Annotated in this window: 24 protein-coding genes; 10 read left to right on the top strand and 14 right to left on the bottom strand. The window is 64.3% G+C overall.

Features of this window, described 5'->3' with window-relative positions; genetic code table 11:
• The first annotated feature begins 100 nt into the window (after positions 1–100).
• Complete coding sequence (locus tag ACY9XZ_RS04070; protein WP_463455784.1) at positions 101–787, top strand: helix-turn-helix domain-containing protein; 687 nt, start codon at positions 101–103, stop codon at positions 785–787.
• A 56-nt stretch (positions 788–843) separates the two neighbouring features.
• Here the strand turns inward: ACY9XZ_RS04070 and ACY9XZ_RS04075 are convergent, their stop codons facing one another.
• Positions 844–1662, bottom strand: coding sequence for a MinD/ParA family ATP-binding protein (locus tag ACY9XZ_RS04075; RefSeq protein ID WP_463455785.1), 819 nt, complete (start codon positions 1660–1662; stop codon positions 844–846).
• A gap of 283 nt (positions 1663–1945) precedes the next feature.
• On the opposite strand from ACY9XZ_RS04075, the gene prf1 reads away from it, so the two are divergent.
• The gene (gene prf1 / locus ACY9XZ_RS04080; protein WP_463455786.1) at positions 1946–3202 is read left to right on the top strand and encodes a peptide chain release factor aRF-1; all 1257 of its coding nucleotides are present in this window, start codon (positions 1946–1948) and stop codon (positions 3200–3202) included.
• A 27-nt stretch (positions 3203–3229) separates the two neighbouring features.
• On the opposite strand, the gene ACY9XZ_RS04085 is transcribed toward prf1, so the two are convergent.
• The 11 genes from ACY9XZ_RS04085 to ahaH all read right to left on the bottom strand — a co-directional run bounded on the left by ACY9XZ_RS04085 (position 3230) and on the right by ahaH (position 13603).
• Entirely contained in the window at positions 3230–3622 is a 393-nt protein-coding gene (locus ACY9XZ_RS04085; protein WP_463455787.1) for a DUF6276 family protein, read from the bottom strand.
• Positions 3623–3676: 54 nt separating this feature from the next.
• Entirely contained in the window at positions 3677–4369 is a 693-nt protein-coding gene (locus ACY9XZ_RS04090) for a V-type ATP synthase subunit D (protein ID WP_049919884.1), read from the bottom strand.
• 108 nt (positions 4370–4477) lie between these two features.
• Positions 4478–5230: a cruxrhodopsin Cop3 gene (gene cop3, locus ACY9XZ_RS04095; protein WP_463455788.1), complete on the bottom strand. Its 753-nt coding sequence runs from the start codon at positions 5228–5230 to the stop codon at positions 4478–4480.
• 93 nt (positions 5231–5323) lie between these two features.
• A complete protein-coding gene (locus ACY9XZ_RS04100) occupies positions 5324–6736 on the bottom strand; it encodes an ATP synthase subunit B (protein ID WP_463455789.1) in 1413 nt (470 codons plus the stop codon).
• Positions 6737–6738: 2 nt separating this feature from the next.
• Positions 6739–8499, bottom strand: coding sequence for an ATP synthase subunit A (locus tag ACY9XZ_RS04105; RefSeq protein ID WP_151144569.1), 1761 nt, complete (start codon positions 8497–8499; stop codon positions 6739–6741).
• A 2-nt stretch (positions 8500–8501) separates the two neighbouring features.
• Positions 8502–8825, bottom strand: a complete 324-nt coding sequence (locus tag ACY9XZ_RS04110) for a V-type ATP synthase subunit F (RefSeq protein WP_336337582.1) — start codon at positions 8823–8825, stop codon at positions 8502–8504.
• A complete protein-coding gene (locus tag ACY9XZ_RS04115; RefSeq protein ID WP_463455790.1) occupies positions 8822–9895 on the bottom strand; it encodes a V-type ATP synthase subunit C in 1074 nt (357 codons plus the stop codon). The genes ACY9XZ_RS04110 and ACY9XZ_RS04115 overlap by 4 nt, the downstream gene beginning before the upstream one ends.
• Positions 9892–10476 carry a V-type ATP synthase subunit E gene (locus tag ACY9XZ_RS04120; RefSeq protein ID WP_463455791.1) on the bottom strand — a complete coding sequence of 195 codons (585 nt, stop codon included), beginning with the start codon at positions 10474–10476 and terminating at the stop codon, positions 9892–9894. Before ACY9XZ_RS04120 ends, ACY9XZ_RS04115 begins: the two co-directional genes overlap by 4 nt.
• A gap of 22 nt (positions 10477–10498) precedes the next feature.
• On the bottom strand, positions 10499–10759 hold the full coding sequence (locus tag ACY9XZ_RS04125) for a F0F1 ATP synthase subunit C (RefSeq protein WP_004518385.1): 261 nt from the start codon (positions 10757–10759) through the stop codon (positions 10499–10501).
• Positions 10760–11058: 299 nt separating this feature from the next.
• Positions 11059–13284: a V-type ATP synthase subunit I gene (locus ACY9XZ_RS04130; RefSeq protein ID WP_463455792.1), complete on the bottom strand. Its 2226-nt coding sequence runs from the start codon at positions 13282–13284 to the stop codon at positions 11059–11061.
• Positions 13271–13603, bottom strand: coding sequence for an ATP synthase archaeal subunit H (ahaH, locus tag ACY9XZ_RS04135; protein WP_151144572.1), 333 nt, complete (start codon positions 13601–13603; stop codon positions 13271–13273). Before ahaH ends, ACY9XZ_RS04130 begins: the two co-directional genes overlap by 14 nt.
• Positions 13604–13718: 115 nt before the next feature.
• Between ahaH and ACY9XZ_RS04140 the strand changes: the two genes are divergently transcribed.
• The gene (locus ACY9XZ_RS04140; protein WP_463455793.1) at positions 13719–14339 is read left to right on the top strand and encodes a methyltransferase domain-containing protein; all 621 of its coding nucleotides are present in this window, start codon (positions 13719–13721) and stop codon (positions 14337–14339) included.
• Positions 14340–14534: 195 nt separating this feature from the next.
• Here ACY9XZ_RS04140 and ACY9XZ_RS04145 read toward each other — a convergent pair whose 3' ends face one another.
• Positions 14535–15767 carry a DUF7094 domain-containing protein gene (locus ACY9XZ_RS04145; RefSeq protein ID WP_463455794.1) on the bottom strand — a complete coding sequence of 411 codons (1233 nt, stop codon included), beginning with the start codon at positions 15765–15767 and terminating at the stop codon, positions 14535–14537.
• Between the two features lie 154 nt (positions 15768–15921).
• Between ACY9XZ_RS04145 and ACY9XZ_RS04150 the strand changes: the two genes are divergently transcribed.
• From ACY9XZ_RS04150 to ACY9XZ_RS04180, 7 genes are all read left to right on the top strand, one after another.
• On the top strand, positions 15922–17022 hold the full coding sequence (locus ACY9XZ_RS04150) for a helix-turn-helix transcriptional regulator (RefSeq protein ID WP_463455795.1): 1101 nt from the start codon (positions 15922–15924) through the stop codon (positions 17020–17022).
• A gap of 85 nt (positions 17023–17107) precedes the next feature.
• A complete protein-coding gene (locus tag ACY9XZ_RS04155) occupies positions 17108–17899 on the top strand; it encodes an electron transfer flavoprotein subunit beta/FixA family protein (RefSeq protein WP_463455796.1) in 792 nt (263 codons plus the stop codon).
• The gene (locus tag ACY9XZ_RS04160; RefSeq protein WP_463455797.1) at positions 17899–18849 is read left to right on the top strand and encodes an electron transfer flavoprotein subunit alpha/FixB family protein; all 951 of its coding nucleotides are present in this window, start codon (positions 17899–17901) and stop codon (positions 18847–18849) included. Before ACY9XZ_RS04155 ends, ACY9XZ_RS04160 begins: the two co-directional genes overlap by 1 nt.
• A 61-nt stretch (positions 18850–18910) precedes the next feature.
• Positions 18911–19753 carry a polyprenyl synthetase family protein gene (locus tag ACY9XZ_RS04165; protein WP_463455798.1) on the top strand — a complete coding sequence of 281 codons (843 nt, stop codon included), beginning with the start codon at positions 18911–18913 and terminating at the stop codon, positions 19751–19753.
• Positions 19754–19798: 45 nt separating this feature from the next.
• The gene (locus ACY9XZ_RS04170; RefSeq protein ID WP_463455799.1) at positions 19799–20362 is read left to right on the top strand and encodes an AAA family ATPase; all 564 of its coding nucleotides are present in this window, start codon (positions 19799–19801) and stop codon (positions 20360–20362) included.
• Complete coding sequence (locus ACY9XZ_RS04175) at positions 20359–20781, top strand: RNA-binding domain-containing protein (protein ID WP_463455800.1); 423 nt, start codon at positions 20359–20361, stop codon at positions 20779–20781. The genes ACY9XZ_RS04170 and ACY9XZ_RS04175 overlap by 4 nt, the downstream gene beginning before the upstream one ends.
• Positions 20778–21401: an HAD family hydrolase gene (locus tag ACY9XZ_RS04180; protein WP_463455801.1), complete on the top strand. Its 624-nt coding sequence runs from the start codon at positions 20778–20780 to the stop codon at positions 21399–21401. The genes ACY9XZ_RS04175 and ACY9XZ_RS04180 overlap by 4 nt, the downstream gene beginning before the upstream one ends.
• Positions 21402–21434: 33 nt before the next feature.
• Here the strand turns inward: ACY9XZ_RS04180 and ACY9XZ_RS04185 are convergent, their stop codons facing one another.
• Positions 21435–21779, bottom strand: a complete 345-nt coding sequence (locus tag ACY9XZ_RS04185) for a hypothetical protein (RefSeq protein ID WP_463455802.1) — start codon at positions 21777–21779, stop codon at positions 21435–21437.
• Positions 21780–21964: the final 185 nt, after the last annotated feature.

The raw sequence follows: 21964 nt of genomic DNA on the forward strand, positions 1-21964 counted from the left end.
GTTCTCTCAGTGATTGGGCCGTTTAAGTGGGGTGTCGAAAACAGGACGGACAGCCCCGCTGTACCGACAGGCGCTTCAGGCGCGACGGAGACGATACCGTATGGGGCTTATCGCCGAGTTCCAGATAGACTGTGAGGCGCTGCCGCTCGTGTCGGTCGCGGATGCGGTATCCGAAGCGGCGATCACCCTCGCCCTGCAGTACAACCACGGACGCCGTCCGGTGTTTCTCGCTACCGTGACGGGCGGTTCAGAGCAGGCCATCGAGCGGGCGTTCACGGATGCCTACGACGTGCAGGAGTGGACGCGGATCGGGACGGCCGGCGACACCCGCCGATATCAGGCTATGCCGGCGCTGAGCTTCGAGGAGCAACTCGGTGGGCAGATAGACGACCTGGACGGACTCGAAGCGCTCGCCACTGCAGACGCCATCATCGAACGGATAACCGTGACTGCGGACGGGTGGCAGCAGATGGGCTGGTTCGCCGACCGGGCGGCGTTCACCGAGTTTTCCTCGTTCTGGCAGCGAAACGCCGACTTCGAACTGGAGCGTCTGACGGGGGACGGAGAGCCGAAATCGCCCGGTAACGGGCTCACTGACAGACAACTGGAAGCATTGCGGACGGCATACGAGTTGGGGTACTTCGAGATCCCGCGACGTGCATCGCTGGAGACCGTGGCACAGGAGCTGGGTATCTCCGCGTCGTCGCTCTCGGAGCGATTGCGCCGGGCACAGACCCAGCTCATCCAGGAAACGGTCGCGACGCTGTGGCCGCCGCTCCCGGAGTGAATCGGCGGGGCGGGACCGAGACAGCGGGATCGAGCGGACCAGCGACGGGGTGACGATCAGTTAAACAGGCCGAACACGCCGCCGGAGTCTTCGTCATCGTCGACATCGGAGCGGTCTTCGGTGTCTTCGAGAAACCACTCGTTGTCGAGTATCGTCTCGATATCCGTTTCGGGGCTTTCGCCGCGGAAGAACACGCCCTCCAGCGCCTCGGTCAGTCGCTGGTAGGCCTCGGCGGCCGTGCTCTGGGGGGCGTTGAGCACGAGCGGTTCCTCGGTCGTCGCCTGCGGGTCGTCCGGGATGACCGCGAGCAGCGGGAACTCCATCTGTTCGGCGATGGCTGCGACGTCCGTGTGGCGGGTCGCACGGTTGATGATCGCACCGAGGACGGTCCCGTCGATGCGGTTCGCCAGCTGGGCTGTCTTGACCGTATCGCCCACCGCAACGTCGTCGGGGGTCGTGACGAGGACGATGCCGTCGGCCAGCCCGAGCGGGACGGCGACTTCGTGGCTCAGTCCAGCTCCGGTGTCTATCAGCACCACGTCGTAAGCGTTTCGAAGCGTCTTGATGACTTTCCTGAGTTTCGCGGGGTCAGCGTCCGCGAACGCCTCCAGCGACTGCTCGCCCGGAATCACCGTGAGCCCACCCGGTGCATCAGTCAGGGCCTCACTCACGGCAGCCTCGCCAGCAAGAATCTCGTGGAGGCTCTTCTCGGGCGCTACGGAAAGCATCGAGCCGAGGTTCGCCATACCCAGATCTGCATCGACGACGGCGACGTCGTAGTCCATCTCCTGGAGGACGGCCCCGAGGTTTACCGCGGTCGTCGTCTTTCCGACGCCGCCTTTGCCGCCCGCAATCGTACACACATACCCCGCCATAGTCTGATTGCTTGGGTACAATGCAGGCAGTCATATAAACCCGACTGTCATTTGCTGGACCGCTACGGTCCGTGCGGTGCCCAGCGTAGTCTGTTCCACGGCTCCCACTGCTTGGCGTTCCAGTTCGAGGACCACTCACTCATCCTGCGATTCTCGCTTCGCTCGAATCGCACGGCTTCCTCCGCGGCTCCTCATGGTCGCCGCTCCGGCACGAGGGCCGCTCACTTCGTTCGCGCCCCTCGCTGTCAACAGGTTCTTACGCCACCTCGGCCAAGGTAGAGTAATGAGCGAGCAGCAGGAACAGGAGCAGTCGGACAAACAAAAATACGAGTTCCGGAAAGTCATCGAGGAGCTCAAGGACTACCAGGGCTCGGGGACCCAACTCGTCTCTATCTACGTGCCCGAGGACAAGCAGATCAGCGACGTCGTCGCCCACGTCACCCAGGAGCACTCCGAAGCCTCGAACATCAAATCGAAGGACACCCGAACGGCGGTCCAAGACGCACTCACCTCGATCAAGGACCGGCTCCGGTACTACGACAATACGCCGCCGGAGAACGGCCTGGTGCTGTTCTCGGGGGCGTTCGACACCGGCGGCGGCCGAACCGACATGGTGACCAAAGTCCTCGAATCCCCGCCGGACCCCATCGAGTCGTTCCGCTACCACTGTGACTCGGAGTTTCTCACCGAGCCGCTGGAGCATATGCTTGCCGACAAGGGACTGTTCGGCCTCATCGTGCTCGACCGGCGCGAGGCCAACGTCGGGTGGCTAAAGGGCAAGCGGGTCGAGCCCGTCAAGTCCGCCTCCTCGCTGGTACCGGGCAAGCAGCGGAAAGGTGGCCAGTCAGCCCAGCGATTCGCCCGCCTCCGGCTGGAAGCCATCGATAACTTCTATCAGGAAGTTGCCGGCATGGCCAACGACCTGTTCGTCGCCGACCGCCACGAACTGGACGGCATCCTCGTCGGCGGTCCCTCACCGACGAAAGACGAGTTCCTCGACGGGGACTACCTCCACCACGAACTCCAGGACATGGTGCTCGGGAAGTTCGACGTGGCCTACACCGACGAATCCGGCCTGTACGACCTCGTCGACGCCGCCGACGAGGTGCTGGCCGAACATGAGATGCTCCGGGACAAGGAGCTCATGGAGGACTTCTTCAAGCAACTGCACAACGGTGACAAGGCCACCTACGGCTTCGACCAGACGCGCCAGAACCTCAACATGGGCGCAGTCGAACAGTTGCTTATCTCCGAGGACCTCCGGAAAGACGTGGTCGCCTACACCTGCGAGAACGGCCACGACGAGTACGACCTCATCAACAGCAACGCCGGGACCGACGACCACGAGTGCTCCCGCTGCGGGGCCACCGTCGACGCCGGCGAGGGCGAGCGCGAGGACGCCATCGACCACCTGATGGAACTGGCCGACCAGCGCGGTACCGAGACGGTGTTCATCTCGACGGACTTCGAGAAGGGCGAACAGCTCCTGACCGCCTTCGGCGGCGTCGCCGGCCTGCTGCGGTACTCGACGGGCGTCTAACGCGCGCCGGTCGTTCTCTTGTCGCTATTATAACAGCTGTTCGAGTTGCCGACGACGGCGACCGAGGTCGACGTGGGCCGCCTCCCCGTAGCTGGCATCGAGGCGGTCAAGCACCAGCAGTGGGTCGACGCCCTCGCGTTCGACTCGCTCCAGCAGTGCGGTGATCTCCTCGCGGTGCATCGCGAGCGAATCGAGCAGTCCGACGAGCAACAGTATCGAGACCGCCGCCGCGTCATCCTCTGGAATCGCATCGTCGAGCGTCGTAAAATCCGGCACATCCGCGGGAGGCTCCGCCGCCGGCTGGAGCGCCAGACAGGACCGACAGACGCTGGCCCCGGACTCGTCGCCAGGGAGCAACTGCCGGAGATCAGCCGGGACCGGGAACGAAACGAGGTCGCCGCCGCAGTCGGGACAGGCCATACGCAACTACGGACGTGAAAGCGCAAAAACGGTACCGATCAGGACGCTTCCCGTTCAGTCGTCAGCAGTGACCGGCTCGGCCTCTTCTTCCGCTTCCTCCGCGGCTGCGAGTTCGTCCTCCTCTTCTTCCTTCTTGGCTTTGATCTTCTTCATGCGGAAGATCTCCTCGCGCTCCTGCTCTTCGAGTTTCTGCTCGATGTACTCCTGGTTGTCGTAGAGATCGGGCAGGAGTTTGAACTCCAGCGCGTTGACGCGGCGCTTCGTCGTCTCGATCTCTTCGAGCATCTTCTTCATCGCCGTCTCGACTTCGGCGGCGAGGATGATGTTCTCGAGCAGTTCCTCGTAGGCCTCGGCGGCCTCGTCGATGCGGGCGGAAGTCCCCATGACGCCGTAGCCGCGTTCGTCCAGGGACTTCCGGACCTTGCTGGACTCGATCTGGGGGACGACGACGCCCATGATGTTCTTGGACTGGGTCGTCAGTTCGGGGTGTTCTTTCAGTGCTGCGGCGGCCCCGCGGACGGCCACGTCGCCCTCCATCGCCCGGGCCATGTTGATCGCGCGCTGGGCCCGCTCGTAGGAATCGTCGAGGTCTTCACGGACGTCCTGGGCCTGGTCCAGAATGTCCATGAACTCCATGATGAGGCCGTCACGCTTCTTCTCCAGCGTGTCGTGCCCACGCTCGGACAGCTCGATGCGGTCCTCGATCTGCATCAGATTCTTGCGCGTGGGTTTGACGTCCTTAGCCATTACGGGTCTTTTTTCGACGTAGGCAGTTAACGGTTTCCAGTTATTACGGGACGAGCGCCGCAGCTATCGGGCTGGCGTCAAAAAAACGGGGTCGTCGAGCGGCAGCAGTTAGTCGGCCGTTGCCGTCGCACCGGTACCGGTCGTCTCCGCAGCGCCGTCGAGCACGCCGTGGCTCCGGAGCAGGATGATACCGAAGCCGACCTTGGCGGTCAGGTCGATGACCATGAAGCCGGCCGTCTCGATCCCGATCCCGACGAGGCCGATTCCCTCGGTGCCGACGAGCCACCAGACCGGGTAGACCAGCCACACGACAGTCACGAGATTGCGCAACGTCTTGAACGTGCTCCGCGTGTCACTGGGCAAGTCCGCGACCCGGCCGGACAGCGAGCTGAACAGGAAGTACAGCAGGACCAGCAGGAAGGCGGTGCTGATACCCCACCAGACCAGCCGTTCCGCGCCGGCCGACAGCACGCCACTTCCTGCGCTCAGCGTCGCGACCAGACCGGTGCCGATCATCAGCACGTCGAGGCTGACGAGCGAGCTAATGGTGTTACGGTCTGCCCCCGCAAGCAAACCGAGGTCGTACAACAACAGCGGTGTCGTGAACAACCAGTCGCTGTATCGCGCCCAGTAGATGGGGCGTTCTTCGCCAGCGATCTCGACGATTGTCAACCCGAAGCCGAGCGCCATCGCGAGGTAATTCACGAACGCGATTGCCGTGATCAGTATTGTCGCGATGTAGAACTTCTGACGCCGGCTGTCGGTTTCACCCCAGCCGCGCGCGATGAAGTATAGCATGCCGAGGAACATGCCCGCTGTACCTAACCACAGCCAAATGGCTTCACTCCCTGGTTCTGGCATAGTGCATGTTAGTATAGGTAGTCAACGCTAAACAGTCGCGTACCCAAAATATATGGTATAGATCGCGGACTGCCGGAAAGATAAGCCGTGTCGTCAGGCTTCGACGGCTTCGGCTTCCTCGTCCTCGCGGTAGTGCTCCTCGATGAGGTCTTCGTCGATGCGGTTCAGTGCCTCCTTCGGGAGCATCGAGAGCAGGTCCCAGCCGAGTTCGAGCGTCTCGTCGATGCTGCGGGCCGTGTCGGTCCCCTGGTCGACGAACTCCTCCTCGAAGCGGTCGGCGAAGTCCAGATACTTGTTGTCCAGTTCCGACAGCGCCTCGCGGCCGACGATGTTGACGAGGTCGCGCAGGTCCTCACCTTCCGCGTACGCGGCGAAGATCTGGTCTTTCACGTCGGCGTGGTCGGCGCGGGTCAGCCCCTCGCCGATGCCGTCGTCCATCAGCCGCGACAGGCTGGGCAGGACGTTGATCGGCGGCGTAATGCCCTGGCTGTTGAGGTCCCGGTCGATGTAGATCTGACCCTCCGTAATGTAGCCTGTCAGGTCCGGAATCGGATGGGTGTCGTCATCGCCCGGCATCGTCAGGATCGGCAGCTGGGTCACGGAGCCCTCGCGGCCCTGGATCCGACCGGCACGCTCGTAGAGCTGTGCCAGGTCAGTGTACATGTATCCGGGGTAACCACGTCGGCCCGGGACCTCCTCACGCGCGGCACCGATCTCGCGCAGCGCCTCGCAGTAGTTGGTCATGTCCGTCAGGATCACCAGCACGTGGTAGTCCTTCTCGAAGGCGAGGTACTCGGCGGTGGTCAGCGCCAGCCGCGGCGTGATCGTCCGTTCGACGGCCGGGTCGTCCGCGAGGTTCATGAAGACGACAGAGCGTTCCAGCGCGCCGGTGCGCTCGAAGTCGTCCATGAACTCGTTTGCCTCTTCGGCCGTGATACCCATCGCACCGAAGATGACAGCGAACTCCGAGCCCTCGTCGTCCTCGCCTTCCTCCTCTTCCGGCACCGTCGCCTGTCGCGCGATCTGCAGCGCCAGGTCGTTGTGCGGCAGGCCGGAGGCGGAGAAGATCGGCAGTTTCTGGCCGCGGACGAGCGTGTTCATGCCGTCGATGGCCGAAACGCCCGTCTGGATGAACTCCTCGGGGTACTCCCGGGAGTAGGGGTTGATCGCCTCGCCGACGATGTCGCGGCGCTCGTCGGGGACGATCTCAGGCCCGCCGTCGATGGGCTGGCCGGTCCCGTCCATGACCCGCCCGAGGAGGTCCTCGGTGACGGGCATCTTCATCGTCTCGCCGAGGAAGCGAACCGAGGCATCGCGGTCGATCCCTTCGGTGCCCTCGAACACCTGAATCGCGACGTAGTCGCTCGCGGATTCGAGCACCTGGCCACGGCGGGTCTCGCCGTCGCTGAGCTCGATTTCGACGATGTCGTCGTAGCCGACCGGTTCGTCGGTCTCGACGAACACCAGCGGTCCGCTGATCTCCGTGATTGTCTGATACTCTTTCATTGTTAGTACAGCTCCCGCAGTTGAGACTCGATGTCGTCTTCGAGGTCGTCGATGTACTCGTTCCAGTCCTCCTGGACGCCGATACGGTTGAGCCGCGGTGCGGCGTCGATGTCGGTGATCTCCTCGACGGGGACACCGGCATCCAGCGCCTCGAAGGCCGCGTCGTTGTACGTCTTCGCGGCGTCCATGATACGGTATGTCTTCTCGGGCTCACAGAACGTGTCGACGTCGTGGAAGGCGTTCTGCTGGAGCCACGCCTCGCGCAGGTAGCGGGCGATCTCAAGCGTTAGCTGCTGGTCCTCCGGCAGCGCGTCCTTCCCGACGAGCTGGACAATCTCCTGCAGTTCCGCTTCCTCGTCCAGCGTGTCGATGGCCCACTGGCGCGTCTCGGGCCAGTCGGCCCGGACGTTGTCCTCGAACCACGGATCGAGCTGGTCGCGATACAGCGAGTACGACTCGTTCCAGTTGATCGACGGGAAGTGCCGGCGTTCGGCCAGGTCCGCGTCGAGCGCCCAGAACGTCTTGACGATACGCAGCGTGTTCTGGGTGACCGGCTCGGAGAAGTCCCCGCCCGGCGGCGAGACAGCCCCGATAACACTCACGGAGCCCTCGGTGCCGTTGATGTTCTCGAAGTAGCCGGCGCGCTCGTAGAACTCGCTCAGACGAGCGGAGAGGTACGCGGGGTACCCCTCTTCACCGGGCATCTCTTCGAGACGCGAGGAGATTTCGCGCATGGCCTCGGCCCACCGGGAAGTGGAGTCGGCCATCAGCGCCACGTCGTACCCCATGTCGCGGAAGTACTCCGCGATGGTGATACCCGTGTACACGCAGGATTCACGTGCTGCCACGGGCATGTTCGACGTGTTCGCGATGAGGCAGGTCCGGTCCATCAGCGCGTTGCCGGTGGTCGGGTCCTCAAGCTCCGGGAAGTCCTCGATGACCTCGGTCATCTCGTTGCCACGCTCGCCACAGCCGACGTAGACGACGATGTCCGCGTCGGCCCACTTGGCGAGCTGGTGCTGGGTGACCGTCTTCCCGGATCCGAACGGGCCGGGAATGGCGGCCGTCCCGCCTTTCGCAATCGGGAACAGGCCGTCCAGCACGCGCTGGCCCGAGATGAGCGGCTCCGTCGGAGTCTCCTTGTCGACGGTCGGGCGCTGCTGGCGCACCGGCCACTCCTGGTGCATCTGGATCTCTTCGCCGCTGTCGAGTTCGACGACCGTCTCTTCGACGTTGAAGTTGCCGGACTCGATGGCGACGACCTCGCCGCCCTCGGAGTCGGGCGGGACCATCACCTTGTGGTCGATACTCGGCGTCTCGGGGACGGTGCCGACGATGTCGCCGGCCTCGACCTCGTCGCCTTCCTCGACCTCGGGGGTGAACTCCCAGGTCTTCTCCAGGTCGATGCCCGGCGCGTCGACACCGCGGTCGAGGAACGCCGACCCCATCTTCTCTTCGAGCACGTCGAGCGGGCGCTGGACGCCGTCGTAGATGGCGTCGAGCATGCCCGGCCCGAGGTCCACGGAGAGGGGCGAGCCCGTCCCTTCGACGGGTTCGCCGGGGGAGACACCGGAGGTCTCCTCGTACACCTGAATCGTGGTGATGTTTCCTTCGATCTCGATGACCTCGCCCATCAGCCCTTCCGAACCGACGTAGACGACGTCGTTCATCCGGGCGTCGAGGTCCCGAGCCGTTACGACCGGTCCCGAGACGCTTTCGATAATGCCGTCCTCGCGGACGTCTGTGTCTGTTGCTTGACTCATGGTTAGTCCTCGTCCATCAGGTCGATACCGATGGCTCGCTTGATCTGTTCACGCAGTCCGCCGCTGCCTGTGCCGCCGCCGAGCGTGACCATCACCGGCTCGACACTCGTCTCCGCGTCCTGCCTGACACCGCGTGAGAGATGCGACAGGTCGTCGTCGTGCATCACGACGATACCGACGTCGTCGTCGTTGAGCATCTCCTCGACGGCGTCGTCGAGCTGCTCGTCTTTCTCCTCGGCAGGCACGTCCGCGAACTTGCGGACGCCCGCCAGCCGAAAGCCCGTCGTGAACTCCGGGCTTCCGATGACAGCGATCTCCTGGCTCATAGTATCACCAGCTCCTGTTCGATTTCGTCGGGGCCGAGGCCGGCCTCGCGACCGCGGGCGATGGCCCGGATGTTGTCGACCTCGCGCTCCTTTTTGAGGACGTATGACAACACCGGACAGACCGACAGCGGATAGCGGTTCGAGAGCCGGTCGGCGTATTCGAGCAGCGCCGCGTCCAGCGCCCGCTCGAAGTCGATGAGGTTGTCGGCCTCCTCAAGCGCCGACAGCGCCTGGTCGAGGTCGTCGCCGTACTTGCTCTCGCGGACGGCACTGACCAGCTGGTCGAGGTTCGTCGACAGCTGTGCGACCTCCTGTTCGTCGAACAGCTGGCCGCCCTCGATGAAGTACTCCGAGGGGTCGATGTCCGCGCCACTGCGGGCCAGCCGGAGCGCGTTCCGGAGATTGCGGAAGTCGACTTCCGTCTCCAAGAACTCGACGTACAGCCCGGTCGGGCTGTCGATCTCCGGGTTGTCCGGCAGCCCCGACAGCAGCGTTTCGTAGAAGGCGCGGTCGAGCGCGTTCTCGAGGGGCACGAGGACACCGCTTTCCTCGTACACGTCGAACGCCTCGGCCATCGACTCGCCGAAGATGGTGTCGTCGAGTTGCTCGACGACCTCTTCGATGGAGCCCGCGTTCAGCAGGTCTTCGATACGCCGGTCGCTGAACTCGCCGGCCCGGATGAGGTCGTCCTCGACCTCGGTCCGGTCCGCGTCCGAGTAGAGCCCGCGGATGATGGTCTTGACGTTCCACACGTCGAACTTCCGCAGGTAGCGGGCGATGTAGTCGTACAGCGCGCCCTCGGACCAGCGAAGCAGGTCGTCGAAGTGTTTCGCGAGATTGCGGTTCAGCGCGTACTCGACGAGGTCGACGCCGTCGTACCGGGAGCCGAGCGCGTTCATTTCGGTCTCGTACTCGGTTTCCTCCATGAAGCGGGCGATCTCGCCCGTCCCCATGCGGACCAGCTTCCGGTAGTCGTCATCGTCGAACAGGGACGCGCTGCGGGCACGAACCCGTGCGATGACGTACTCGTAGTTGCTTCCCTGGCCGCTCGTTCCCGTTCGCGAACTCATTGGTCTTCGAACAGGCGGTCGCTGATTGCTTTCAGGTTGTCCTCCCAGACGTCCTCAAGGATGGAGTCGAACGTGTTGTTCACACGGACTCGTGACTCGCTGCTCTCGACGACGACACCGCCGAGGCAGTCCCGCTCACCGGCGTACGTCGCGCCGTCGTAGTCATCGAGTACGTCCTCGAGAAGCGACTGGTCCGACGCACGGCCGTACACCGACAGCTCGTCGCTGTCGTCGAATTCATCGACGGCGGCGTCAAGCAGTGCGCGTGTCAGTTCCTCTCGTCTGTCCCCTTCGAGGGCCGCAAGCGCGTCTTCGACGTCGCCGTGAACGTCTTCGAGGATGTCACGCCGGGCGTTGAGTCGAGCCTGTTTGGCCTCGAGCTTCGCGGAGGAGAGCCGCTGCTCCCGCTCTTGCTCGATGGTCCGCTCGACCTCGGCTTCGCGTTCCTCACGGATCTGCTCGGCGTCGGCCTCGGCGTCGGCGATAATCTCCTCGGCACGTTCGTCGGCCTCGTCGCTAATCTCCTGAGCACGCGCGCGGGCCTCGTCGCGGATATCCTCTACGACTGTTTGAAGGCTCATTATTGGAAAAGACGGAGTGTTGTTAGACGACGAAGACGACGACAAGCGCGAGAATGACGAGCGTTTCCGGCAGGACTGTCAGGATGAGCCCGCGGCCGAACATGCTCTCGTCCTCTGCGATTGCGCCGACGGCGGCGGCCCCGATCCCTCGTTCCGCATACCCCGAACCGAGCGCGGCGAGTCCGACTGCGAGCGCTGCGCCGGCTGAAGCCGGAATAGCTGGAGCACTGGCGGTACCTTCCTGCAGTACTGCGTTGACAAGGAGTGCGATGGTTTCGATCATGGATGTGTAGTCTCTGGAATTGCTCGTGTCCGAACAGGCGTATGTGAATCCACGTAGTTCATAAAGCTTCCCAAAACGGTTCGTCAGCGTGCTGTTCGGGCGGTTTAGGGGCTCAGCTGTAGTCGGTTGTGAGCGTGTAGCAGTCGACAAGCTCGGGGAAGCAGTCAGAACCGGCGGAAAACAACCTGTATCAGTCCGGGAAGAACGGAAGCGCGCGATCATACTGTTGGCTGTAACTATTGCAAGATATTCGCCACACCGGGGTGGCGAAATTCTTCGTGGGCTTACAGCCGACAGTATCAGTCCTCAGTCGTGTAGTTGCGTTCGTAGCCGAACGGGTTGTACCGCTTCCCGCCGCCTTCGAAGAACTTGCCGAAGAACTCCACGTACTCGAGTCGCACGCCCTGCAGTCCGGCACTGGTGATACCGAGCACCAGCACCAGCAGGTGACCGATGACCAGGATGAGGACACCGACTAGCGCGGCGGCGATGCCGGAGTGGATGAGCCCGGGGAACATGATCGCCTCCTGGCCGTACTCGGCGATTGCCCATTCAGGCCCGTGCCCGATGAGGAAGTGGAACTCGCCGTCGTGTGAGTAGGCCCCGAAGAACAGCAGGTTGACCACGAAGGCCATCCCCGCCTTCGCGAGCAGCACGGCGGCCAGCCGCGTGTACGACAGGACGTTCACCAGCACGTTGAGGAACTCGACGACCTCGATGGGGTCGGCGAGGGCCAGCAGGACGAGGCCGGCGAGGAAGAGGACGAGCCACGCCGAGAACGGCGCACCCAGCCCCGGAATCGTGAACAGATCGAACGCCGGGACGCCCTGGAATCCAAACGGCAGCGGGTTGCCAGCGAAGACGCCATCAGAGCCGTAGAGGAAGCCGGGTGCCGCGCCGTTCGCGCCGGAGAACACCCACGCCCAGAGGCCGAACAGCATCAGCAACCAGGACCCGCTCTCGGTGATCGCGTCCCAGAGGCCGTGATTCAGGTTCTCGATGAAATCGAAGATCCAGCCGGCGGCGAGATGGACCATCCCGGCCAGCAGGCTCACGGTCAGCCACGCCAGCGCGTAGTCGCCGTAGTGGGGCTGGAGACCCTTGTGCATCGGTGGGTGACCGTTCCAGACGATCTCACCGAGCTGGTGGAGGCCGAAGAACTCGCCGTACAGCACACCGAACAGCGCGGTGAACCCGCCGGCCCACATGCCGACGCCACCGAGGCTCTTGAGCACGTCACTGTCGACCTTCGAGTACAGGCCGTAGCCAAGCGCCAGGTACAACAGCCCGTAGCCGAGGTCGCCGATCATGAACCCGAAGAAGGCCGGGAACGTCAGGAAGAAGGCGACCGTCGGGTCGAACTCGCCGTATTTCGGTCGGTTGACGACCTCGACGAGGTCCTCGAACGGTTTGACCCCTTTCGGGTTGTCCTGAATGACCGGCGGGTCCTCGTCGCCCATCGTGATGACGCCGCCGTCGGCGACGGTCTCCTGTGGTTGCCGCTCGCTCTCCGCTTCGGGTGCGTCGACGGAGCTACCGACCGGTTCGCCGCCGTTGCCGCCCTCGCGCTCGACTTCCTCGTGGGACTCCGCGTGGCCCTCGCTGTCGTACTCGGCGATTTCGATCCTGTCGATGTCGACAGCATCGCCGACAGCGCTCGAAAGAGCGCGCTTGAACTCCTCGTAGCGCTCGTTCGGAATCCAGCCCTCGGCGATGAAGGCGTTTTCCGTCGTCGCGAACGTAAGCGGCGCTTCGCCCTTCTGGGCCTCGATAGCCAGTTTCTCCTCGGCCGCGAGCAGGAACCCGGCGTGGTCGAGACGGAGTTCGTTGAGTTCGTCCTCGACAGTCGAGAGTTTCGATTCGAGCTGTTGTTTCTCGTGTTCCAGCTCTTCGAGATACGCCGTCGGGTCGCCGTCGCCGTCGGGGACTTCGAGTCGGGAGAACGTCGCGCCGACCAGCGCGTCCTGCAGGGCGTCTTCCTCGGCCTGAGCGAACACGGCGACGACGCCGTCCTCGGTGAACAGTTCGAACGTCCCGACATCGCTGTCCGCGAGGACGGCGTCGATCTCGTCGCTGTCACCTTCGCCGACGACGACGGACAGCGAGTCGTAGCCACGGAGCAGGTCGAGATCGATGCCGAGCGTGACGAACGGCGCCATCGTGTTGATCCGATCCTCGACGGCCCGGAGGTCATCACGGACGTCGTCGCGCCGGTCGTCGAGTTCGATGACCGCAGTGCGGACTTCTTCGAGTTGCTCCTCGATCGCCTCGTCGGTGACGACTCGGGTGGGACCGGCGTCCTCCTCGCTGACGTCCAGAATGGACTGCAGCGAGCGAACCGTGACGAGCTTGTCGGCGACCTCGTTAGTCCCCGCAAGCGAGTTCCCCGGGTCGAACCCGTCCCAGGAACCGTCGTACTCGGTGACGTGGAGCATATCGAGGTCGTGGACGGCCTCGATAGTCTGCTCCATCGCACGCTTCGACCCCGTCACCGAGACGCGGCACATCTTCTCAGGTCTGAGCATGCACCGCCTCCTCGAACAGGTCTGTGACGTATTCGACTACCTCGTCGATCTGTTCACTGGCCTGCTGTTCGAGGTCGTCGCGAGCGCTCTCACCGTCTTCGATGATCTGCTCGCGCTCGGCCTCGATCTCTTCGCGAGCCGCCTCAAGGCGGTCCTCCGCTGCCGCTTCGGCCTCTTCCCGCGCGGATTCGCGGATTTCCTCGGCCTCCTCGCGAGCCTCCGCGATGCGGTCCTCGCGGTCTTGTTCGGCCTCTGCGACGATCTCGTCGGCCTCCTGCTCGGCCTCCTGTATCCTGTCAAGAACTTCTGGCCGTGGCATTCTCTAATCACGTGAGCGTTGCCAGAGCGGCTATTTGGTAGTTGCGAAGTTTCCCCGTGTGACAGACGGGGGGAAATCCGGGGAATTATGACCGCCAAGTCCTAAACCGGCAGTAATGGGAGTCCTCGAGAACAAGGCCCGCGCGCGGACGTTCTACAAGTACCTCTCGAAGGTGTACGACCAGATCAACCCCTTCATCTGGGACGAGCGGATGCGCGACGAGGCGATCGCGATGCTCGACCTCTCGCCCGACGACATGGTCCTCGATGTCGGCTGTGGCACCGGCTTCGCCACCGAGGGACTGCTCGAACACGTCGATACGGTGTACGGGCTCGACCAGAGCCCCCACCAGCTCTCGAAAGCCTACGAGAAGTTCGGCAAGTTCGGCGACGTCCGCTACCATCTCGGTGACGCCGAGCGGCTCCCGTTCAAGGACGACACCTTCGACGCGGTGTGGTCCTCGGGGTCCATCGAGTACTGGCCCAACCCCGTCGACGCGCTGGCCGAGTGCCGGCGGCTGACCAAACCCGGCGGCAAAGTCCTCATCGTCGGTCCCGACTACCCGAACTCGACGGTCTTCCAGAAGATGGCCGACGCCATCATGCTGTTTTACGACGAGGAGGAGGCCGACCGGATGTTCACCGAGGCCGGGTTCGAGGAGTTCGAACACCACATTCAACAATCCCGACCGGGGAGTCCGCGCGCGATTACGACGGTTGCGGAAGTACCGGAGTAATCCGCGGCCACGAGCACAGCGAGTGGCCGTTTTTTCGCCCACGTTTTTGCGGTGAGCGGTGACCGGCGGTCACCCGAACCGGAAAAAGGTGGTTTAGCAGTCCCGACCGGGGAGTCCGCGCGCGATTACGACGGTTGCGGAAGTACCGGAGTAATCATCGGCCGCGAGCGAAGCGAGTGGTCGCTTTTTCGCTGGCTACGCCGACCCGCTGACAGGGACCCGGACCCGATCACCATCCTGTGTGGTTGCGGTGACCGTGTACTCGCCGCGAGGCTCAACCGTCCAGAGGGCGCCGTCCGCGCCGGTCGTTCCGATCCGTTTGCCGTTTATTCTGACGGTCGCATCCGCCGTGGAGCCCGTGCTGTTGTCGGTGACTGTGACGAGTAGCGGTCCGGACTCGAAGGACTGCTGGACGCGGACGCGGACCGACTCGTTCACGTTCGTCGCCACTTCCGACCGGTCGACGGTCGTCAGTTCGAGGTGCTGGGTTTCATAGAAGACGTTCGTCGTGCCGCCGTCGAGGTAGGCGGTGAGTTGTCCGTTCGGATGGTCGGCCTGGATCTGGTAGATGGCGCTCCGGCCGTAGGCTTGGACGGACGGGTACTGCTCGCTGTAGAGCCACGGGTAGAGGTTCTCCGCCCGCGTGTTGACCGCACCGAGGGGGTCGTCGGTCTGGGCGAACTGGTCTGTCGCCGTCTGATCACGGTCCTGACCGAGATACGTCTCACGCGCGTACTGACCATTAGAGACCGTCGACAGCATGTATCCCTCCGATGACGCCTCAACGTACACCGCGTTCGGGTCGGTCGTTCCGGCGGTTTCAGCACTGACTCGCTGGCTAATCGGGCCGCGGTACGTCCTGAGCACGCCTCTGTTGTTTTCCAGCCGGAACCGCTGCTCCGGTGACAGCGAGTAGTCCGGTGCAGTGCCGGCGGCCGTCCGAACACGTTCGAGTCGGTCGGTCAGTTGGCGGGACTCGGCGTCGACGAGTGCGCGCTGTCGCAGGAACTGCGTGGCTGTTATCGCATCGCTGGCGTACTGCTGGGTCGCGATCCGGTTTCGTCGCTCTAAACTCGTTCGCTGGGTTTCGATATCTGTCAGTGTCTCGTCAACGAGCCGGTCGCGGGCGGCCTCACTGTCCTGCTGGAAGAACTGCCGTTCGAAGTTCGTCGTCGCGTAGTCGCTCCGAAGGTCGCGGGACCCGGCCGCGACCGCGACCCCGACATCGAGGGAAGAGCGGTTGTACGTCGTCGATCTGACGTCGCTGGCGGGGATCGCGAGATGGTTCGTCGTGTTGTCAACGGCCGTGATCTGTGGCAACTGGTCGCTACCGTCAGCGGTCTGGGCCGGTTGGGCGAACCCGGCCACCGGAGCAGCCATCGAAACGACCACGAGGAGGATCACACCGACTGCGGGGAGGGGACGCATCACCGTTGAATACTTGCCCACCCTACAAAAATCCCCCCATTCTCCATATCTCTACTATCACCTGAGAAGGCACGAGACCTTTCAAAGCGTGCGCTGACGTTTTATTCTTGGATGGAAAGGGTTTTGCCCCCAGGCTGTTCATCGATGAACGAGAATGACCCCGCGGGTATCAGGTGCCCTCCTCCTCCTTGTCCTGTTTGCCCTGTTGGCGACACCGCCGCTTGCGACAGCGGCGACGACAGATACCGTCCCCGCCCAGCAGACGACCGGGACGCCGACACCGGTGGCGGAGAACACGACGTTTGCCCTGCAGATACAGTCAAACGGCGATGCTAAGTGGACGATAACAGACACCTACGCGCTCGACGAGACCGAGACTGACGCGTTCAGAGACACTGGCGAACAGTTCGCGAGCGAGGACGGCGAGGCGGTGTGGCTGCCAGCATTCCGAGAAGCGAACGACGAGGCCAGCGCCGTCACCGGTCGCGAGATGGATATCACCGATGTCGACCGTCGGTACGAGGTGTCCGATCGCAAAGGACAGCTCATCCTCGAGTTCACGTGGACGAATTTCGCAACCGTCGACGGCGAGAACATCGTCGTCGGCGACGCGTTCAACTCCACGGACGGCACGTGGTTCGGGACGCTGACCGCGGACCAGCGACTCGTCATCTCGCCGCCGCCGGGGTACGGGGTGGAGAGCGCCCCCAGCGCCGTCGACGATGGGAAGTTGATTTTCGAGGGACAACGGACGTTCGAACCGGGATATCTATCGGTCGTCTACACCGGCGAACAACCGACCACAGAGACGCCAGCGGAAACCCCTGAGTCGATGTTCGGCGGCATCGGGCCGGCCTGGCTCGGCGGGGTGGTGCTGATGGTGTTGCTCGCCGGCGCGGTCGGCTACATGTTCAAATCGGGGTACGCCGATGGGCTGCCGTCGGTCCGGGGCGGGTCGTCCGATGACGGCGACGGCACCAGTACCGGCACAGCAGCGGCAGCGAACGACGCGGCACCCGCGGACGATGTCGACGTGGAGCTCCTGAGCGACGAGGAGCGCGTCGAACGGCTCCTCGAAGAGAACGGCGGGCGGATGAAGCAGGCCCGCATCGTCTCCGAGACGGGCTGGTCGAACGCGAAAGTGTCCCAGTTGCTCTCGTCGATGGACGAGGAGGGCCGCATCGACAAGCTCCGTATCGGTCGGGAGAACCTCATCTCGTTCCCGGACGAGGACATCACCGACTTCGACGAGTGACGGCCCGGGCCCGTCGAGTGTAAACGACCCGGGCGTGGTTTCTGGTTCGAAAACGTTTATTCGCTGTCCGGTCGGACTGCAGGGTATGAAAATCCTTGTCACGGTGAAGGAGGTGGCCGCCGTCGACGACGAGTTCGAGATCGACGGACTCGCTATCGACGACCGTTACGTCACGGCCGACCTCAACGAGTGGGACGAGTACGCTGTCGAAGAAGCCGTCCAGATAAAGGAGGCCCACGACGACGTCGAGGTCGTCACCGCCACCATCGGCCCGTCCGAGACCGCCGAGACGATCCGGCAGGCGCTGGCGAAAGGGGCCGACCGCGCGACCCGCGTCTGGGACGACGCACTCGAGGACGCTGGCCTGCTGGACCCCGAGACGAAAGCCGAGATCCTGGCCGCCGTCGCGGCCGAGGAAGACCCCGACCTGGTGCTGACCGGCGTCCAGTCCGCCGACGACGGGTTCGGGGCGACCGGCGTCACGCTGGCCGATAAGCTCGACATGGAGTGGGGCGCGGTCGTCAACGACCTCGAGCTCGACCTGGAAGCCGGTGTCGCCAGCGTCCACCGGGAACTGGAGGGCGGCATCGAGGAACTCACCGATATCGAGATCCCGGCCGTGTTGACTATACAGACCGGGATCAACGACCCCCGCTACGCGAGCCTTCGGGGCATCCGGCAGGCCCAGAGCAAGGAACTCGCGGAGTACAGCCTGGCCGACCTCGGCCTGGACGCGACCGGGATCGAGAGCCCGCTAGAACAGACCTCGCTGTACGAGCCAGAAACCGAGGGCGAGGCAACGGTGTTCGAAGGGAGCCCCGAGGAGACGGCGGCCGAGTTGGCTGAACTGCTCGCGGAGAAGGGGGTGACCAGCTGATGTCGGTCCTCGCTATCGCCGAACACCGTCGCGGCGAACTGCGCCCAGTGAGCGTAGAGCAGCTGGCGGCCGGTCGTGACCTCGCAGACGAACTCGGCGCCGAGCTCCACACCGCCGTTATCGGCGGCGACGTCGAGGCGTTCGGGGCGGAGCTGAACCGCGAGGGCGTCGACACCGTCCACACCGTCGACATCGGCGAGGAGTTCAACCACGACGTGTACACGCAGGTCGTCACGCAGTTGGCCGAACAGTTGGAGCCGTCCGTGCTGCTGATGCCCAACAGCGTCAACGGCCTCGATTACGCGCCGGCGGTCGCAAACCGGCTGGGCCGGCCGCTCGTGACCGACGTGGTCGATATCGACGCCGAGGACGGACTCACCGCCACCAGGGAACTGTACGGCTCGAAAGCCGAGACGACTATCGACGTCCACGCCGACCAGGCGGCCGTGACCATCCGTCCGGCCGAGTGGCCGACCATCGAAACGGGCGGTGACGCCGCCATCGAGGCGTTCGACGCAACCATCGACGAGAGCGCGGTCAGGTCCACGGTGAAAGGCTTCGAGGAGGTCGGCGGTGGCGACATCGACATCACCGACGCCGACGTGCTGGTCTCGGTCGGCCGCGGGATCGAGGAAGAGGAGAACCTGGACATCATCTACGATCTCGCGGAGGCGCTGGACGCGACGGTGTCGGGATCGCGGCCGCTTATCGACAACGGCTGGCTGGCGAAGGACCGCCAGGTCGGCCAGAGCGGGAAAGTCGTCACCCCGGACGTGTACATCGCCATCGGCATCTCCGGGGCCGTCCAGCACGTCGCCGGGATGAAAGGCGCCGAGACGATTGTCGCCATCAACACCGACCCGAACGCCCCGATCTTCGACATCGCCGACTACGGCATCCAGGACGACCTGTTCGAGGTCGTCCCGGCGCTCACCGAACAGTTCCAGTAGCCGTCACGCACCGAATCGCGGGTGACAAGGTACTTTTTATGGTAGTCCTAAGGGGGCGGTAATGGAGTATCTCGAGCGCCGGCGGGACCAGGTCGAGGAGCGGTTGGAGGCTGTCCTCGACAGTGTCGAACCGGACGAGCTCGCAGACGAAGTCCGCCACGTGGCACTCTCCGGCGGGAAGCGGGTACGGCCGACGGTAACGGTGCTGGTGTGTGAGGCGCTGGGCGGGGAGCCGGCCGATGCCGTCGACTTCGCGGTCGGTATCGAACTCGTCCACAACGCCTCGCTGGTCATCGACGACATCATCGACGAGTCTGAACTCCGGCGGGGGTCCCCGGCCGCCTGGGAGGCCTTCGGCCACGGCCCGGCCATCATCGCCTCCGACGGCCTGCTCGGCGAGGCGTTCGCCCTCTTCTCGACGGACGAGCGCGCCATGCAGACCGTCTCGGAGTCGATGGTCGAACTGGGCGAGGGCGAGGCGATGGAGCTGGTCGCGGAGCCGACAAACGAGGAGGAGTACATGGAACTCGCCCGCCGGAAGACGGGCGCGCTGTTCCGCGCGGCGGCGGAACTGGGCGCGATTGCCGCCGATTCGGACCCGTACACGGTCGAGGCGGTCGGCCGGTACGCCGAGCGGGTCGGCGTCGCCTTCCAGATGCGCGACGACGTGCTCGACGCGACAGCGGACGCCGAAACCCTGGGCAAGCCGGCCGGGACCGACGCGGAAATGGAGCGACCGTCGCTCGTGGAAGTGACGGAGTTGACGACCGAGGAGGCAAACGAGCGGGCGCGGGCCGAGTCCGACGCCGCGCTGGAGTCGCTGTCGACCATCGACGCGCCGGACTCCCAGTCGATGGAGTACCTGCGGGACCTCGCGGAGTTCGTCGTCGTCCGCGAGCGGTGAGGCCGAACGGGAGGGCTTTTGCCCGCTGCTCGATTACGCCCGGCAATGACAGTTATCGGTATCGTCGGGCTGCCGGGCAGCGGGAAAAGCGAGGCAGCGAACGTCGCCGCCGAGATGGGCGTGCCGGTCGTGACGATGGGCGACGTCATCCGCGAGGAGTGCCGTGACCGCGGGCTAGACCCCGCGTCGGACCACGGGACGGTCGCGAAGGCCCTACGGGAAGAGAACGGCCCCGCCGCCATTGCCGAGCGCTCGCTCCCGATGATCGAGCGCGAACTCGAATCGAGCGAGACCGTTCTCGTCGACGGCATCCGGTCGGACGTGGAGGTCGAGACGTTCGAAGCGGCGTTCGGCGACGGGTTCCTGCTGGTCGAGATTGACGCCCCCTTCGAACTGCGAGCGGACCGCCTGGACCTCCGCGGGCGGGACGCCACGGCGGAAGAGGGCGGCGAATCCCTGGAGGACCGCGACGCTCGCGAACTCGGCTTCGGAATGGGCGAGGCCATGGAGATGGCCGACCGGACCATCGAGAACACGGAGACGCTGGCCGCGTTCCAGCGAAAGATCCGTACACTGATCCGGGACGGTCCGGAGGTACTCGACCAATGAGCGCCGTTTATTCCGTCGACATCCGGATCGAAGCCCCCGTCAACGACACAGAGGTAACCGACCGGGTCGCCGATGCGGTCCGGAACCTCTTCCCGGAGGCCGACCCGACCCACCAGCAGGGTGCACTCGTCGCCGAATTCCACACGATGGACGGGTTCTCCGAGCTGCTCCACCGGCGAGAGATACTGGATACAGCCCGGTCGGTCTTCTTCGACAACCTGGAGGGCGACACCTTCGCGTTCGACGTGAAGAAGCAGGCGGCCTTCGAGGGACGGGTCAACTTTGCCGTCGGAGAGCCCTCGGAACTGGGCGATATCCACGTGAACGTGAGCGTCCACGAACCAAGCGCCGAGGAGTACATCGACTACGTCGCGCCGCCGACAGAGGACGGCCAGCCGGTCTACGACGACGACACATGACGACGACCATCTGTTTCGACCTCGACGATACGCTCGTCCACTATCCGGAACCATACGAGAACATCATCCGCGGGACGGTCGAGGACCACGGCATCGAGTACACGGACGAGCTCCGGGCCGTGAGCAAGGACGTGTTCTATACGGCCTTCGAGGCACTGGAGCCGGAGCCGTACCGACAGTCGATGGCCGCCGTCGCCGAAGCGGCCGGGGCGGACGTAGACCTTGATGCGCTGGTCGAGACACTCAGAGAGACTGAATACGGATCGACGACCGTCCCCGACGCGGCCCGGGACAGCCTGACCGCACTCGCTGCCGACAACCAGCTCGCGGTCGTCACGAACGGCGTCCGGGACTGGCAGGTCGGCAAGCTCGACCACCACGGGCTGACCGACCTGTTCGATCTCGTCGTCGCCTCCTACGAAGTCGGCGCGCACAAACCCGACAACGCGCCGTTCGACCGGGTTCGAGCGGAGCTGCCGGCCGACGAGTACGTGATGGTCGGCAACGAGTACGAAACCGACGTGGAGGGTGCACGCGACGCGGACTTCGTCCCGATTCACTACGAGTCGGGCGACGACGGCGGGCCGGACCTCTGGGCTTCTATCGGCGCACTGGTGTAGTGCGTACCCTGGCACCGAAAACGGCCGCCGGCCTCAGGCCAGAACGGCAGTGAGGATGATACCGGTGTTCCACGCCGTCACCGTGACACCGAGGAGCGCAAGCCCGAGCGGGACACCGATGGAGTACGGCCAGGAGACGTACTTCCAGACGGCGAAAAAGCCCACGAACACCGCGGCTTTCAGGCCGGTCAGCGCCAACAGCGCGTGCCGTTCCAGCAGGAGTTTGACGACCGGGCTGAGTTCCGTCACGCCGGTAACGCTGTAGCCGACGAGCGTCGTGACGAGATCGCCGACGCCGAAGAAGGCCACGGCAACCGCCCACAGGGCGACGGCGGCGTTCGACGGACCGGTGCGTCGGGCGGGCTGCCGCCAGTTCATAGCCCCCGCTACCGTGCCACCGTACTTCGTTAGTAGTAGCTTCAATGACAGCTACGAGCGGTAAGCTGCTCTTTCGAGCGCTGAAAGGACCGTGTTGCGCTGAGCCCTGCGTCGGCGAGGACCGACGGTTCAGCGGGATCTGGCCGCCGAAGCGGGCAGATACCGCGGGTAGCCACCGCTTTCCC

The organism is Haloarcula sp. HT12 (genome assembly GCF_055271655.1).